This window comes from Pectobacterium nicotianae (genome assembly GCF_023272715.1).
Classification (GTDB): Bacteria; Pseudomonadota; Gammaproteobacteria; order Enterobacterales; family Enterobacteriaceae; genus Pectobacterium; species Pectobacterium brasiliense.
The window spans coordinates 16141-31274 of sequence record NZ_CP096821.1 but is presented as its reverse complement, the minus strand read 5'-3'; the positions used below and the strand labels follow the sequence as shown (position 1 = coordinate 31274).

The 15134-nt window shown below is 53.7% G+C and carries 14 protein-coding genes; 2 read left to right on the top strand and 12 right to left on the bottom strand.

What is annotated here, in order from left to right; all coding sequences use genetic code 11:
• Positions 1 to 22 precede the first annotated feature (22 nt).
• Complete coding sequence (gene bhsA / locus MYB54_RS00135; protein ID WP_039516804.1) at positions 23 to 280, top strand: multiple stress resistance protein BhsA; 258 nt, start codon at positions 23 to 25, stop codon at positions 278 to 280.
• Between the two features lie 106 nt (positions 281 to 386).
• On the opposite strand, the gene MYB54_RS00130 is transcribed toward bhsA, so the two are convergent.
• The 12 genes from MYB54_RS00130 to MYB54_RS00075 all read right to left on the bottom strand — a co-directional run bounded on the left by MYB54_RS00130 (position 387) and on the right by MYB54_RS00075 (position 14058).
• Positions 387 to 1676: an MFS transporter gene (locus MYB54_RS00130; protein WP_010281148.1), complete on the bottom strand. Its 1290-nt coding sequence runs from the start codon at positions 1674 to 1676 to the stop codon at positions 387 to 389.
• Between the two features lie 395 nt (positions 1677 to 2071).
• Positions 2072 to 3220 carry a galactonate dehydratase gene (dgoD, locus tag MYB54_RS00125; protein ID WP_010281150.1) on the bottom strand — a complete coding sequence of 383 codons (1149 nt, stop codon included), beginning with the start codon at positions 3218 to 3220 and terminating at the stop codon, positions 2072 to 2074.
• Positions 3217 to 3834 (bottom strand): 2-dehydro-3-deoxy-6-phosphogalactonate aldolase, encoded by a 618-nt coding sequence (locus MYB54_RS00120; protein ID WP_010281152.1) that lies wholly within the window; start codon positions 3832 to 3834, stop codon positions 3217 to 3219. The genes dgoD and MYB54_RS00120 overlap by 4 nt, the downstream gene beginning before the upstream one ends.
• Positions 3818 to 4714 (bottom strand): 2-dehydro-3-deoxygalactonokinase, encoded by an 897-nt coding sequence (locus tag MYB54_RS00115; protein ID WP_205593747.1) that lies wholly within the window; start codon positions 4712 to 4714, stop codon positions 3818 to 3820. The genes MYB54_RS00120 and MYB54_RS00115 overlap by 17 nt, the downstream gene beginning before the upstream one ends.
• On the bottom strand, positions 4711 to 5409 hold the full coding sequence (gene dgoR / locus MYB54_RS00110) for a D-galactonate utilization transcriptional regulator DgoR (RefSeq protein WP_248721364.1): 699 nt from the start codon (positions 5407 to 5409) through the stop codon (positions 4711 to 4713). Before dgoR ends, MYB54_RS00115 begins: the two co-directional genes overlap by 4 nt.
• 379 nt (positions 5410 to 5788) lie before the next feature.
• Positions 5789 to 7594 (bottom strand): ABC transporter ATP-binding protein, encoded by a 1806-nt coding sequence (locus MYB54_RS00105; RefSeq protein ID WP_248721363.1) that lies wholly within the window; start codon positions 7592 to 7594, stop codon positions 5789 to 5791.
• Positions 7595 to 7633: 39 nt separating this feature from the next.
• The gene (locus MYB54_RS00100) at positions 7634 to 8542 is read right to left on the bottom strand and encodes an ABC transporter permease (protein ID WP_248721362.1); all 909 of its coding nucleotides are present in this window, start codon (positions 8540 to 8542) and stop codon (positions 7634 to 7636) included.
• Positions 8539 to 9516 (bottom strand): ABC transporter permease, encoded by a 978-nt coding sequence (locus tag MYB54_RS00095; protein WP_010296900.1) that lies wholly within the window; start codon positions 9514 to 9516, stop codon positions 8539 to 8541. The genes MYB54_RS00100 and MYB54_RS00095 overlap by 4 nt, the downstream gene beginning before the upstream one ends.
• Complete coding sequence (locus MYB54_RS00090; RefSeq protein WP_104213077.1) at positions 9516 to 10493, bottom strand: nucleoside hydrolase; 978 nt, start codon at positions 10491 to 10493, stop codon at positions 9516 to 9518. Before MYB54_RS00090 ends, MYB54_RS00095 begins: the two co-directional genes overlap by 1 nt.
• A 1-nt stretch (position 10494) precedes the next feature.
• Positions 10495 to 11448 (bottom strand): nucleoside hydrolase, encoded by a 954-nt coding sequence (locus tag MYB54_RS00085; protein ID WP_039557601.1) that lies wholly within the window; start codon positions 11446 to 11448, stop codon positions 10495 to 10497.
• A 103-nt stretch (positions 11449 to 11551) separates the two neighbouring features.
• The gene (locus tag MYB54_RS00080) at positions 11552 to 12436 is read right to left on the bottom strand and encodes a dihydrodipicolinate synthase family protein (protein ID WP_248721361.1); all 885 of its coding nucleotides are present in this window, start codon (positions 12434 to 12436) and stop codon (positions 11552 to 11554) included.
• A 71-nt stretch (positions 12437 to 12507) separates the two neighbouring features.
• Complete coding sequence (locus MYB54_RS00075) at positions 12508 to 14058, bottom strand: ABC transporter substrate-binding protein (protein WP_248721360.1); 1551 nt, start codon at positions 14056 to 14058, stop codon at positions 12508 to 12510.
• A 142-nt stretch (positions 14059 to 14200) separates the two neighbouring features.
• Here MYB54_RS00075 and MYB54_RS00070 point away from each other — a divergent pair, with 142 nt between their 5' ends.
• Positions 14201 to 15097 (top strand): LysR family transcriptional regulator, encoded by an 897-nt coding sequence (locus MYB54_RS00070; protein WP_039502489.1) that lies wholly within the window; start codon positions 14201 to 14203, stop codon positions 15095 to 15097.
• Positions 15098 to 15134: the final 37 nt, after the last annotated feature.

The window sequence follows — 15134 nt, the reverse complement described above, 5'->3', positions numbered from 1 at the left end:
AACATTGAATAGGATACATCACATGAAAAACGTAAAACTCTTCGCCGCTGCCGCCGTACTGTCTGCCCTGTCTTTCGGTACTTTCGCTGCCGATCAGGTCTCTTCACAACAGGCACAGAGCCTGGAAAAAGTGGGTGTCGTTAGTGCTACCGCACACAGCCTGGACTCACTGCAAGCACAGCTGGCTCAGAAAGCAGAAAAAGCCGGTGCTAACGCCTTCACTATCACGTCTGCAACAGGTGACAACCAACTGCGCGGCGTCGCCGTTATCTACAAATAATGGCTGCTGATAAACAGTCAAAAAATTAAACGGACTTTCCTCAACCAAGAGGAAAGTCCGTTTTTTTATGGTTTTTCCAGAACCGACCGCACGCGAGTAACGAGCGTTAGCCTACACGCTTCACTTCACCCACCAGTAAGATGTAAGACAGTGCGCCGACCAGCGCTACGCCAGCAATATAGGTCAGCGCCGGAGCAAAACCGTAATCCTGCGCCAGATAGCCAATAATCAATGGCACCGTGATACCGCCCAGACCGCCGACAAAGTTGAATACCCCGCCCGTCAGACCAATCAGACGAATCGGTGCCAGCGACGACACCAGCGACCAGGTGATGGAGGCAAAACCATTGCCAAAGAATGCCAGCGCCATCAACGTCATAATCCATACCGGATCGTTGGTGTAGTTCGCCCCCATGATGCAGGTTGAAATCAACAGGCCACAGATAATCGGCGTTTTACGCGCCAGACCAATCGATTTTCCGCTACGTACCAGACGATCCGCCACAAAGCCGGACAGCAGCACACCAACGAACGCCGCCAGGAAAGGTACCGTCGTCATAAAGCCTGCCGTCAGTGCGCTAATCTGTTTTTCCTGCGTCAGGTAGTTCGGGAACCACGTCAGGAAGAACCACAGCGTAGAGGTCACAGCAAACTGTCCGATATACACGCCGACCAGCTTGCGGTTAAACACCAGTTTCCAGTCGGCCGCCGTTAATGGCGTACGCGCTTTTTTCTCAGTCGGGGCATCACCATCAACGATACCGCCGCCTTCGGCAATGTAATCCAGCTCAGCCTGATTAATCCCTTTGCTTTTCTTCGGTGGCTGATAAACAAAGTGCCAGATAATTGCCCAGACAATACCGACGCCGCCGGTAACAATGAATACCCAGTGCCAGCTCAGGATTTCCTGCAACCAGATGAGCAATGGCGTAAGAAATGCCAGACCAACAAACTGCCCTGACGTATAGAATCCAACGGCAGAAGCGCGTTCTTGCTCAGGGAACCAGCTGGTTACCATACGGTTATTCGTCGGAAACGCAGGCGCTTCAAACAGCCCGGTCACCGCACGCAAACCAATCAATGACGCCAGACCCGTGGCGAAACCTTGCAGCAACGTGGCAATCGACCACCCCATGATGGCGATAAAATAGGTGACCTTTGAACCGACGCGGTCAAGGAACCAGCCGCCGGGTATTTGGCATAACGTATAGGTCCAGGCAAACGCGGAAAAGATATAGCCCATTTGTGTTTTTGTAATGCCGAACTCTTCCTGAATATGTGCCGACGCCACAGCCAGGTTGGCGCGATCCACATAGCAGATGACGACCGTAATAAAAATCATCAGCAAGGTGAAATAACGCCGTTTTGTAGGACGGGTAGTTAATGTCATATCCATCTTATGTTCCTGTTATTTATTAAACGGGCTGCGATATTTATCGCCCGCTATTTTTGAACGTTCAACAACACCAGCAGTTGGTATACTTTATTTTTTCTAATGAAATAAATAACCGCGCACGCTCACTATATTTCCCTATTTATAATGTCGTTTTATTTTTGAAATCCCGGTGGTGGCTTACTCATGATAAATGGAAGATTACTTTCCCCGACGCTAATAAAATAAAACAGTAATCCTTCACGAAATAATGTATTTCGTGATAATCCATGAGTGTTCTATTCCGTCGTGCCGGGGAAATGCGTTATGTATTACTGGTTATTAAAAACCTAACCTATTGTTTTCGTTATACTCTAAAATAATTCGAGTTGCAGGCAAGCCAACGCGAATGACGGGTATTACCACTCGGCGACGGCACCATCAGGATAACGCCACACCGGGTTACGCCAGTCTGGCGCATTTTTACTACGTTCAATAACCAGCTCTTCATTAATTTCCACACCGAGGCCAGGCTTATTCAGCGGATAGAAATGGCCGTCGGTCATAGCAAAGTCTTCTTTATTGATAACATAATCCAACAGCTCGGCACCTTTATTATAATGGATGCCCATACTTTGCTCCTGCAATACGGCATTACGTGCCACAAAGTCGAGGTGCAAACAGGAAGCCAATGCAATTGGGCCTAATGGACAGTGCGGTGCCAGCGCGACATCATAGGCTTCCGCCATTGCGGCAATTTTAAAGCACTCGGTAATACCGCCTGCGTGAGACAGGTCAGGCTGAATAATGGCCAGTCCGCCGTCTGCCAGCACGCGTTTGAAATCAAAGCGTGAGAACATCCGCTCGCCCGCCGCAATCGGCAGGTGGGTTTGCGCCGCCAGACGAGGATAGTATTCCGCCTGTTCAGCCAGCACGGGTTCTTCAATAAACAGCGGACGGTACGGCTCCAGCTCTTTGATCAGGATTTTCGCCATCGGTGCATCCACACGACCGTGGAAATCCAGACCGAACTCGATGCTGTTGCCAAAGGCTTCGCGGATTTCCGCGACCACGGCCACCGCCGCATCCACTTTGCGCGAATTATCAATGATGCCCATCTCTTCACAGCCGTTCAGCTTGAAGGTATCGAAGCCAATGTCGGTCAGCTTCTTGATGCCTGCGATCACTTCGGAAGGACGATCGCCGCCCACCCAGCTGTACGCTTTGATCTTATCGCGCACCAGCCCGCCCAGTAACTGGTAGACCGGTACCCCCAGCGCCTTGCCTTTAATGTCCCACAATGCCTGATCGATACCCGCGATAGCGCTCATCAGAATCGGGCCGCCGCGGTAGAAGCCCGCGCGGTAAAGTACCTGCCAGATGTCGTTGATGCGCGCCGGGTCTTGCCCGATCAGATAGTCAGACAGCTCGTGAACGGCAGCTTCAACCGTGCGTGCACGACCTTCGATAACCGGCTCGCCCCAGCCGACAATGCCTTCATCGGTTTCAATCTTCAGGAACATCCAGCGTGGCGGCAGCCGGTACGTGGTGATTTTGGTAATTTTCATTGAACAGCGTCCTTATAGGCGTTAACAAATGCATGTGCTTTTTGCGCGGTGACGTCAACCGACTGACCGGCTCGATACAGATCGCTGCCTAACCCGGCACCGATGCAGCCCGCACTAAGGTAATCCTTCAGGTTTTCAGGCGTGACGCCACCGACGGCAAAGACGGGAACGTCTTTTGGCAATACCGCTTTCAGTGCTTTGATGTAGTCAGGCCCAAACGCGGATGACGGGAAAATTTTCAGCGATTGCGCACCCGCATCCAGCGCCGTGAAGGCCTCCGTCGCAGTAGCACAGCCGGGGCACACCATCATGCCGTAGCCCACCGCCCGACGAATCACTTCGGGGGAAATGTTAGGCGTAACGACTAACTTGCTGCCAATTTCCTGTAATTTATCGACATAGTCGGCTTTCAGTACCGTGCCTGCGCCAATCAGGGCGCGATCGCCAAAATGCTCTACCGCCAGTTGAATACTTTCATACGGATTCGGCGAATTCAGCGGGATCTCTACCGCATCGAATCCGGCATCCAGCAGCGCCGCGACATGTTCCAGCACCTCGTCCGGCGTGATACCGCGCAGAATCGCAATCAAGGGAAGATTAGTATTCCAGCTCATTAACAATGCTCCTTATTCCTGCCTGAAAAGCCCGATCGCCATCCAGCTGCTGCCAGCGCAATCCAGCTTGTTGTAATGCTTTTTCGTAGCGCGCGGTCAGCGCAGGGGAACCGATGAGTGTGATACTGTCTCCGGCTGCCATCTGATAGTGGCGCTGCATTTGCGAGACTTCGTTGCCAATCAACAGCCCGGATAACCAGTCGCTCACGGCACTTTTCTCCAGACGCCCCAGCACATGCGCCGCGCGGGTTTCAAACAGGCAGCGGATGATATTGTCGTCGGCAAAGCCCAGTTCCAGCCCTTGCTGGAAAGCGGTAGAGGACGGCTGCTGCTCGGTCAGCCCCACGCCAATGAGCGACTGCGTCATCAGCAGGTGATGCAGTTCACCGGTCATCACCGTACGGAAGTCCAGCACGTTGCTGTCATCGGTTCGCACCCATTTCGAGTGGGTTCCCGGCATTAAATAAAGAGAGGAAGGACATTCGCTATATGCGCCAATCAGCTGGGTTTCTTCACCGCGAATCACATTGCAGTTATCGTCCTGCGCAATGCTCAACCCCGGCACGATCCAGGCAGCTAGCGGCTGGGCTTCTTCCACCCGCGTTAGCTGGTGGGCGACATCCGTCAGGCGAGTCGGGCATGACAGATACGGCACGGAAAGCCAGCCCGCATTGCTGCCAATCATGCCCGCCATCACGACAGGCACGTTGTGCTGCTGCCACGGCGCAACGATCTGCTGAAAAACCTGCTGCGGTGTCTGACCGTTCAAACGCGTGACGCCCGCTTCAGACTTCACGCTGTCGATACAGACGCCATCCAGATACAGCCACGCCCGCAGATTGGTAGAACCCCAGTCAATGGCGATATAGCTTTCACTCATGTAATGTCCTTTAACCGTTTGGTCGAGCTGGCAATCATGGTCAACGCCGCCCGCTCTGCTGCTTCAATATCCTGATGCCGAATGGCATCGTAGAGATCCTGATGCTCACGCAATGTCCGTGGCATGTTATCTTCGTCCGGCATATAGGTGCGCTCAAACACCGCACGCTGCAAGGAACTGATCGCGACGCTCAACTGCTGTAGTACCGGGTTATGCACCGCTGCCAATACCGCCTCATGGAAGCGAATATCCGCTTCATTAAATGCGTCACGATTCTGGTGATTGGAAATCATGTCATTCAGCGCCGCTTCAATTACCGCCAGCTCGCTTGAGGTCGCCCGTTCGGCAGCCCAGCGGGCAATCGTCGGCTCCACCAGATTACGTACTTCGCTCATCGCGCTGATCAGCCATGGGTCGTAATCGCTTGCCAGAACCCATTGCAGAACGTCGGTATCCAGGTAATTCCACTGGTTACGCGCGGCCACAAACGCGCCGCGATACCGTTTCACTTCCACCAGCCTTTTCGCCATCAGCGCTCTGAACACTTCGCGAATGATGTTGCGCGAGGTCTGAAATTCTTCACACAGCTCAGCTTCTGCGGGTAACGGCGTGCCCGGCGCGTATTTCCCGCCAACGATCTGTTGGCCAATATCCAGAATGATGCGGTCGGTTTTGCTTAATTCTTGCTTATTCATCATCACCTCAACGAGACAAAACGGATTGATATCACTGCACTTACTTTACCCGCCATGCCGCCTGACGTCGTCGAACTGTTGCACAATAACCGCATCCTTCCCTCTTTTCTTGGCCTGATTGTAGTACCATTTATGTTTGTTGTACTACAATCTGGATCACAAAACGGACAATAAATACAATTTAGCAACATCACGCGTTACCGGATTTCAACATCCAGAGGGAATGGATCGAGCGAAAGTGGAAGTCGACGAAAGCGCACCAGCAGCAGGGAAGAGAAAGAAAGAAAGAAAGAAAGAAGAAAAAGAATGGCGGTTCAGGCCATACGCAATGCGCACGCAGAAGAACCGCCATTAATGGCAAAGTCAGATAAGGGTAACGCTACGCCTGTTCCAGAACGAAATGCCCCTCTCCGACTTGCTTATAGCGACGTGCGGGAGGATGGAAATCAGGGGCGCGTACCGGGCTGCGCAGCTCATCATTAGTGATATTACGCACCGGACGGGTGTCCGGATCCGGCACGGGCACCGCGGAAATCAGACGCCGGGTATATTCATGCTGCGGATTGTCGAAGATCGCCGAACGTGGCCCGATCTCCACGATTTCACCGAGATACATCACCGCTACGCGGTGGCTGATTCGTTCGACAACAGCCATATCATGCGAGATAAACAGGAATGACAGCCCCAGCTTCTGCTGGAGATCCAGCATCAGGTTGATGACCTGCGCCTTGACGGACACATCCAGCGCCGACACCGATTCATCGGCAATAATCACTTTCGGCTCCAGCGCCAATGCGCGGGCAATACAGACGCGCTGCCGCTGCCCGCCGGAGAACTGATGCGGGAAACGCGAAGCCATATCGCCGGATAATCCCACCTGTTCCAGCAGTTCGCTCACTCGCGCATTTACATTCTGTCGGGTCGCCAGACCGTGCAACAGCATCGGCTCGGCGATAGCTTCCCCTATCCGCATGCGCGGGTTCAAGCTTTCATACGGATCCTGAAATACCATCTGAATCTGCCGCCGCGAATCCGTCAGCTCACGCTTATCCGCCGTCAGGATATTTTTTCCCAGCAGTTGAATGTCACCGCTGACGGCATCGTTGAGACGAATAATCGACCTACCCGTGGTCGACTTACCGCAGCCCGATTCCCCGACCAACGCGAGCGTTTCGCCCGGCCAGAGATCGAACGAGACATTCTCCACCGCATGAACTCGCCCGGACAGCCGACGGAAAAAACCTGATCGGATATCAAATCGAGTAACCAGGTTTTTTACCGTCAGCACCGGCTCCTCGCCCGACACGGTGTTCACCGCCTCCGGCACCGGCTGGCGCTCGCCCGTTTTGAGATCGACCAGCGGAAAGCGCTGCGGCCATGCGCTACCGGACATCGAACCTAATTTGGGCACCGCGGACAGCAGCATGCGAGTATAGGGCTGTTGCGGATGATGGAAGATCTCCCGCGTGACGGCGTTTTCAACCATTTCGCCCTGATACATCACCAGCGTACGGTCGGACACTTCCGCCACCACGCCCATGTCATGGGTAATAAACAGCACCGACATCCCTTCTTCTTCCTGAAGGGTTTTTATCAGCGTCAGAATTTGTGCCTGAATCGTAACGTCCAGCGCCGTCGTCGGTTCGTCGGCAATCAGCAGCTTCGGATGGCAGGCCAGCGCAATCGCAATCACCACGCGCTGGCGCATCCCGCCGGAGAAGCTCTGCGGATATTCGTTCAGCCGTGATTTAGCCGCCGGAATACGGACTTTTTCCAGCAGGCGCACTGCTTCGGCACGCGCTTCGGCTTTGCCCATACCGCGATGGCGTCGCAGCACTTCCGTAATCTGGTAGCCAATCGGCAAGACCGGATTCAGGCTGGTCATCGGCTCCTGGAAAATCATGCCGATGCGGTTCCCGCGCACGTCCTGCATCGCTTTATTAGGGAGCGACAGCAGCTCGGTATCGCCGAAATGAATCTGACCCTCAACCCGGCTTTGGCCGGGTGGCAGCAAGCGCATGATGGATTTCGCCATCACACTTTTCCCTGAACCGGATTCCCCCACCACGGCGACCGTTTCTTTCTCGCCAATCGTGAAGGACAAATCCCGCACCACGTTCATCCACTCGCCGTTCACCTGAAAGGCAGTGGTCAAATGCGAAACGGACATAATCGGCGCTGTCATGTGTGCGTTACCCCTTATTCCTATGGGCGTTCCCACAGATTAATTCCGCGGATTGAGGATGTCGCGCAGCGCATCCCCGACCAGATTGATCGCCACAATCAGCAGCAGCAGCGTCAGCCCCGGAAAGAAGCTGATCCAGTAATCGCCCGACATCAGGTATTCAAAACCATTTGAGATCAGCAGCCCCAGCGACGGTTCCGTCACAGGCAGCCCGATCCCCAAAAACGAGAGCGTGGCTTCCAGCATGATGGCGTAGGCGATGCGCATCGTCGCTACCACGATCAGCGGTGCCAGACAGTTCGGTAAAATATGGCGAAACAGGATGCGGCGGTTGGACAGCGCCATGCTGCGCGCCGCGTCCACGTAGCTGCGGCGACGCTCCACCAGCGCCGACCCGCGAATCGTACGTGCGTAGTAAGCCCACTGCGTTACCACCAGCGCCATGATGATCTTGTCGACGCCTTGCCCCAGCACCGCCAGCAGGATCAGCGCAATCAGGATCGGCGGGAAGCTGAGCTGGATATCCACGATGCGCATGATCGTGGCATCCGTTTTTCCACCGACGTAGGCGCTAATCAGCCCCAGCGAGGCGCCAATCAGCAGCGCAAGCACCGCACTGGAGAAACCCACTATCAGGCTGATGCGGGTGCCGTACAGAATGGCGCTGAACAGGTCGCGCCCTTGATCGTCCGTCCCCAGCCAATACGTCATGCCCGCCATGCTCTGCGCACCCGGCGCGAGTCGGCCATCCATGATGTCGAGCTGCATCAGATCGTAGGGATTCTGCGGCGACAGCAGCGGAGCAAACAGCGCCAGCAGCACGAAAATTGCCAGCATGATCAGCCCGCACAGCGCCAGCCTATCGCCGATCAGCGCCATCATCACGCGCATCACCGGATGAGCGGTTTTTTGCACGGCTGCGGGCTGGTGTATCGTATTTCCCGTCATCCCTTATCTCCTCCGAGCCGCACACGCGGATCGACCAGCACATACAGCAAATCGACCAGCAGGTTAATCACGCTGAACATCACGACGGTAATCATCAGATAAGCCAGGATGACAGGGCGGTCGAGCACAGCGATCGAGTCGATAATCAGCTTGCCCATGCCCGGCCAGGCATAAATGGTTTCCGTGACGACGGCGAATGCAATCAGCGATCCCAGCTCCAGCCCCAGCACGGTAATCAGTGGAATCAGCGTGTTGCGCAGCACATGCACCAGTACGATGCGGGTTTCTGACAGCCCTTTCGCACGAGCAAACTGTACATAGTCCTGTTGCAGACACTCCATCACGCCCGCGCGCATCAGGCGGATAACCAGCGAGATTTTAAACAACGCAAGGTTAAACGCAGGCAAGAGAAGATGTTCGAGACCATCGCGGGTCAGAAAGCTGAATGGAATACCGAATAACTCATGCGTATCGCCCCGACCAGAGGACGGCAGCCAGCCCAGCTTCACGCTGAACAGCATGATCATCACCAGCCCAATCCAGAACGTGGGCAGGCTAAAGCCAAGGATGGAAAAAGTCATGATGGATTTGGACACCGCGCTGTCCGGCTTCAGGCCAGCGTAGATCCCCAGCGGAATACCGACAACCAGCGCCATCACGAACGCCACCATCGCCAGTTCGAGCGTGGCGGGCATGCGCTGAAAAATCAGCGTCAGCGCGGGTTGGTTAAAGATAAACGAGTTGCCCATGTCGCCCTGCAAGGCGTTCCAGACAAACAGCCCGTACTGTTCCCAGACGGGCTTATCCAGACCAAAGGACTGAATCACCGCCAGCCGTTCCGCTGGCGTGGCCGTCGCACTCAATAACATATCGACCGGATTACCGACCAGATAAACACCCACAAACACCAGCACCGACATCACAGCCAGCGTCAGCAGCGTTTGTCCGATTCGGCTCAGCAGGTAGGCGACCATCAGCGCTCCTCAGATCCATTGATTGTGTCAGCTTCAGAGCCATAGCGACGCAGGCGATCGGCAATCAGCCCGAGGAATCCTTGTTCGTCGATTTCCCGCATGACCAGCGCATTCGCTGGCTCACCCAGCTTGTTATAAAAATCGGCAAACACGTAACCCATGGTCTTACCGGAAACTTCTACCCCGACGCGAACGTGTTTTGACTTGAACAGCTCGGGCTTCAACAGCCACGCAATGACGGTTGCATCATGAATCGGTCCACCTTCACGACCAAAGCGCTCCACTTCGCTACGGTCAAACATGCGCAGCAACGCGGCCATCGCCTTACCCGGCGCACCACCGCTATGTGCGATAGCATCAACCTGTTCCGTCTGAATCAGCGCCTGAAAGGTCACATCCAGCGGCATGATGACAATGGGAACACCGGAAGAAAAAACGATCTCCGCCGCATGGGGATCGGCATAAACGTTGAAATCTGCCCACGGTACGCGATTCCCCATCGCGGTAAAGGCACAGCTCATGGACACAATCTGTTTGATGCCGCGAGCGACATCAGGATGGAAGCACAGCGCCAACGCCAGATTCGTCAGCGGGCCCAGTGAACAAATGGTGATCGGGTTATTATCGGCCGCCGCCTGACGCGTCATCCGCACCAGAAAATCAACGGCGTGTTCCTCTTCCGGCGACAGCGTGCTTTCTGGCACCCACTCAGAGGAAAACTTGCCGATATGGGCGTATTTACCGAAAACCTGATCGCGGATGAGCGGGCGCGAGGCACCCGCAAAAATCGGCACATCGGTTCTGCCCGTCACACCCACCACGTTGCAGGCGTTCGGCAATGTCGCAGCAAGCGGTACATTACCTGCCACCACGGTAATCCCAAGCACGTCCAGCTCGGGCGACGCCAATGCCAGCCAGATGGCTATCGCATCGTCGACGCCGGGATCGGTATCAATAATAATGCGTTCTCGAACCATGTCAGACACCCTCTCTGTAGCGGCTCAATAGGTCAGCAAACAGCTCGACAACCTGTTTAGCATCCACCCCCGTCACCACATCGACATTCGGCTGACGATCGGTTTTTCCGTACCAGTCGGCAACGGTCTGCCCCATGCACAGCTCGCTTTCCTGCTCAATGTAAACGCTGGCTTTTTCCGTCGTGAAACAGTGCGGTGCCAGCACCCAGGCGATGACCAGCGGATCGTGTAGCGGGCCGCCGCGTGAGCCGTAGCGACGGATATCATTGCGGTCCCAAAACGCCATCATTTCACCCAACGGCGCGGAGATGCGTCCGGATAGCGCAATGAAACGCGCCACTAATTCCGGCGTTAAAATCACCTGATGCGTGACATCCAGCGGTAGCGCGACGATGGCAATCGACGAATCAAACACCACCTTGGCGGCCTGCGGATCGGCAATCATATTGAATTCAGACGTCAGGCTGCGGTTGCCCGCTTCGCGGTACGCGCCGCCCATCATCACAATGCGTGCAATTCCGTCGGCAATCTCGGGTGCCATACGCAGCGCCATCGCCACGTTGGTTAACGGCCCTAACGTACAGAGCGTAATCGGCGTGTCGTCAGCGATCGCCTGACGACACTGCTCAATGATAAAATTCACCGCATGTTTCGCTTCGGCCTGTTTTTGTGGCGCAGGCAGCACCGTCTGACCCAGTCCGCTTTCGCCGTGAAACTGGCCATGAATAGGGTCGCGCAGCAGCGGCCGATGGCAGCCGGCAAAAACGGGGATATCCGTGCGCTGGCCCAGTTCAACAATTTGCAGCGCATTATGCACCGTCTTGTCCAGCGACTGGTTACCGCACACCGTGCAGATACCGCGAATATCCAACTCTGGTGCCACAAATGCACTTAATAACGCAATCGCGTCATCTATCCCCGGATCACAATCAATAATAATAGGTAAAGCGCTCATCCTTCGATGATTCCTTTTCTCTTTTTAATAGGTACTGCCGAACATCAAGGTGCAGAAAACCCCACACCTCTACAGCGTGAAAAATAACAAAATGTATTTTGCGTTAGAGGGAATCGACGGATGCTAAAACATCCGCGATCTCCTTACGCGCCTTTTCATCCAGCGGTTGCTGAGGCGGCAACGGATCGCCTACAGCAAATCCCTGCAATTGCAGCGCCGCTTTAATACAGCCGGCAATGGAATAACGGGCAAAGATTTCATTGATACGCCACAGCGGACGCTGAAGCTCCATTGCTTTGTTCCAGTTACCCGCGCGGGCGGCTTCATACAAAGCAATACTCTGTTTGGGAACGATACACGCCGGGCCAGCCATCCACCCCACGCCGCCAATCAGCATGACGCAGGCGGGAATATGGGCGGACGCGGAGAACACGTCCATTCGGCCACGGGTGCGTTCAATGATGGAAAGCAAGCGCCCGGTATTGGTCGAGGCGTCTTTGATATAGCGGATGTTATTCACATGGCTCAGGCGTTCAATGACAGGCAAACTCAAATCGGAACGCTGGAACTGAGGATTGGTATAAAGCACCACCGGTTTGCCCTGTGCGGCTTCGGCAATGGCGCGGAAATATTGTTCGACGCCTTCGTCTTTCAGTGGGAAATAGGCTTCCAGCACCGCCAGAATGCCATCCGCACCCAGTTCGACGTAGCGTTTCGTTTGCTCAACGGCATCCTGAATGGTTGTTGACGCAACACCGGCGATAACCGGCACTCGGCCCGCCGTCGTTTCGATCACCGTTTTGACGACATCCAGACGCTGAGCCGCAGAGAGATAGGCAAATTCACCGGTGCTGCCTAACGGCACGACGCCATGTACACCGCATTGAATCAGATGTTCAGTGAGCTGCGCCAGAACAGGCTTATCTACCTGACCATCGGGCCTGACGGGTGACACCAGATAGGGAAAAACACCGCTAAATGTATTCACTCCGCTCTCCTTGTTACGGATAGATAAGGGGTGAATACTCACCCCTTATTTGAATCATAAATGACAGGTGACTATTTCGCAGAACGGACGAAGTATGGCAGCGTGTAGGCATCGGAACGGCCCACGTAGGTATACTGCTTTTTCATCGCCCAGGTGTTGGACAGGAACATCACTGGAATCACGCCCAGATCGTTCATGCCAATGTTCATCGCCTCAGCCAGCAGCGCATCACGTTTGGTTTCATCCAGCGTGACACGTGCTTCGTTCAGCGTTTTATCAAAGACAGGATTGGAATAGCGACCACGATTACCCTGTCCTGCATTGGGGCCAAAGGTTTCTAACAATGGCCCCAATACTCCAGAAGCTTCCCCGGTTTCAATCGCGGCCCCGCCCATAATCAAACTGAATTCGAGACGAGACGCACGTGAGAAGTACACACTGCCGGGCATCGTAACAACCTCGGTTTTGATACCGGCACGGGTGAACATTTGGCCAATGGCCTGAGCAATTTTAGAATCATTAGGATAACGATCGTTCGACGCGTGGAAGGTCAGCGTGAAGCCGTCGGGGTAACCCGCCGCCGCCAGTTCCTGTTTGGCTTTCTCCGGATTATAAACCGGCGCAGGAATGGAAGCGGAATAGCCTGGGTACCCCTTCGGTACAAGCTGAGAGGCAACAACAGCCTGCCCCTCCATCACACGGTCGACGATTGCCTGGCGATTAATAGCTAAAGACATCGCCTGGCGTACTTCTTTTTTTAGTAATGGGTTTTTACCATCAGGACCTTTGGCGAACGGTGATTCATCTCGCTGCTGGTCCATATGAAGGTAAATAACACGATTCCCTGGTGTTGAAATCGTTTTTAACTGCGGATTTTTTTCAATATTACTGCTGTCGGCTGTTGGAACGTTTTCAATCATGTCCACATCACCGGATAATACTGCTGCTACACGTGCACTACTGTTTTTAAATACACGGACAGTAACGTTGTCCCACTCTGCTTTTCCTCCCCAGTAATCGTCATTACGACTAAGGACTACCCGGTCATCCGGCACCCAGGAAACAAATTTGAATGGCCCTGTACCAATCACATCTTTTCCTGAATTCAACGTTTCCGTTGGGACGTTCTCAAGTCGGGCGGGCAAAATGGAAACCCGACTTAAATTATTCAGCAGCAGCGGCGAAGCCTCTTTTGTCTTAATCCGCACCGTTAATGGATTCACTTCTATTACTTCAGCAATGTCGCTGACGTAGGGTGCGTAAGAGCTGGGGCTGTTTTTCGATGCCAGCGCAATACGCTTAATGCTGGCAATCACATCTTTAGCCGTAAAATCACTGCCGTCGTGAAACTTAACGCCAGGACGCAATACAAACTCCCACGTCTTGTCGTCAATCACTTTCCAACTGGTTGCCAGGGCAGGTGCAATCTGCTGTTTTTCATCCTGTACAACCAAACCGTCAAAAATATTGCGCGCCATTGCGCTATTCGCCCCACTCACATAAAACTGCGGATCCATTGATGTGGTGGAGGAAGCCAAACCGATATTCAGGTCCGCGCTATAAACCAAAGGTGAAGATGAAAATAAAACAGTAAACAATAACGCCAGAGTCGATTTCTTCATTCACTAATCCTCTATTCCATGATTGAGTACTGATGAAGTGTATTAAATCTTATGATTGTGAGTCTATGCGCTAGATTGGATAATGAAAAATTGCATTTTGTGTTAAATTGATAACCAAATGTTATGTTTTAAGGTGACGAGCATGCGTATCAATCCCCGCCAGGTTGAAGCCTTTCATAAAGTCATCCTCACCGGAGGCATCACCGCTGCCGCCAACATGATGTACATCACCCAGCCTGCGGTCAGCCGGCTGATTAAGGACTTTGAAGACGCACTGAATCTTAAGCTGTTCGATAGGGACGGGCGCGGCCTGATTCCACGCGCGGAGGCGATGAAGCTGTATCGCGAAGTCGAGCGTCTTTATCTGGGGTTGGATCACATCGGGATGATTGCGGATGAAATTCGCCACGCCAAGGGCAGCGTGCTGCGCATCGCCGCCGTTCAAGCGCTCTCGTTTCTTTGTTCAGATCAGGTTCTCCCTACTTTACTCAAGAAATACCCCGATCTTTCCCTGTTTTTAGACATCGAAAGCAGCAGCCATATTACGAGCGCCATTTCTGAAAATCAGTATGACGTCGGCTTTATTTTTGGCCAGCCAGGCATCAAAGGGCTGGAAGCTGAACCACTGGCAGACGCCAGTGCTGTCGCGGTGTTAGCGGTGGATCACCCTCTTGCCACGGCGGATGAAATTACGCTTGCCGACCTGGCCGGTACGCGCGCTATTCTGCCGGGAAGAACCACACCGCTGCGGGCGCAGCTCGATATCTCCTCCAGAAAAGAGCAGACCTATTTGCATAACCCCATCGAAACCTCAATGGCTAACTGCTGCGTGCTGGCATCAAGAAACGTCGGCATCGGCGTGGTGGATTTTATTACCGCCCTGAACAGCCCTTCGCCGGTTATCGTTAAGCCTTTCAATCCTGATATAAAAATGGCGTATTGCGCGGTTTATCCCCCGCAAATTCCCCGCAGCCAGGTGGTGAATCACATCACTCAGGTTATGAAAGAAAAAATAGCGAGCAGTCTGGAATTAAAATAATTTCCAGCCAAAGCCGTTATTTTTATTAATGTATTTA

Bases quoted from the DNA above. Each gene is read 5' to 3' on its own strand.
- bhsA (WP_039516804.1), top strand. From the start codon at position 23: ATGAAAAACGTAAAACTCTTCGCCGCTGCCGCCGTACTGTCTGCCCTG.
- MYB54_RS00130 (WP_010281148.1), bottom strand. From the start codon at position 1,676: ATGGATATGACATTAACTACCCGTCCTACAAAACGGCGTTATTTCACC.
- dgoD (WP_010281150.1), bottom strand. From the start codon at position 3,220: ATGAAAATTACCAAAATCACCACGTACCGGCTGCCGCCACGCTGGATG.
- MYB54_RS00120 (WP_010281152.1), bottom strand. From the start codon at position 3,834: ATGAGCTGGAATACTAATCTTCCCTTGATTGCGATTCTGCGCGGTATC.
- MYB54_RS00115 (WP_205593747.1), bottom strand. From the start codon at position 4,714: ATGAGTGAAAGCTATATCGCCATTGACTGGGGTTCTACCAATCTGCGG.
- dgoR (WP_248721364.1), bottom strand. From the start codon at position 5,409: ATGAATAAGCAAGAATTAAGCAAAACCGACCGCATCATTCTGGATATT.
- MYB54_RS00105 (WP_248721363.1), bottom strand. From the start codon at position 7,594: ATGACAGCGCCGATTATGTCCGTTTCGCATTTGACCACTGCCTTTCAG.
- MYB54_RS00100 (WP_248721362.1), bottom strand. From the start codon at position 8,542: ATGACGGGAAATACGATACACCAGCCCGCAGCCGTGCAAAAAACCGCT.
- MYB54_RS00095 (WP_010296900.1), bottom strand. From the start codon at position 9,516: ATGGTCGCCTACCTGCTGAGCCGAATCGGACAAACGCTGCTGACGCTG.
- MYB54_RS00090 (WP_104213077.1), bottom strand. From the start codon at position 10,493: ATGGTTCGAGAACGCATTATTATTGATACCGATCCCGGCGTCGACGAT.
- MYB54_RS00085 (WP_039557601.1), bottom strand. From the start codon at position 11,448: ATGAGCGCTTTACCTATTATTATTGATTGTGATCCGGGGATAGATGAC.
- MYB54_RS00075 (WP_248721360.1), bottom strand. From the start codon at position 14,058: ATGAAGAAATCGACTCTGGCGTTATTGTTTACTGTTTTATTTTCATCT.
- MYB54_RS00070 (WP_039502489.1), top strand. From the start codon at position 14,201: ATGCGTATCAATCCCCGCCAGGTTGAAGCCTTTCATAAAGTCATCCTC.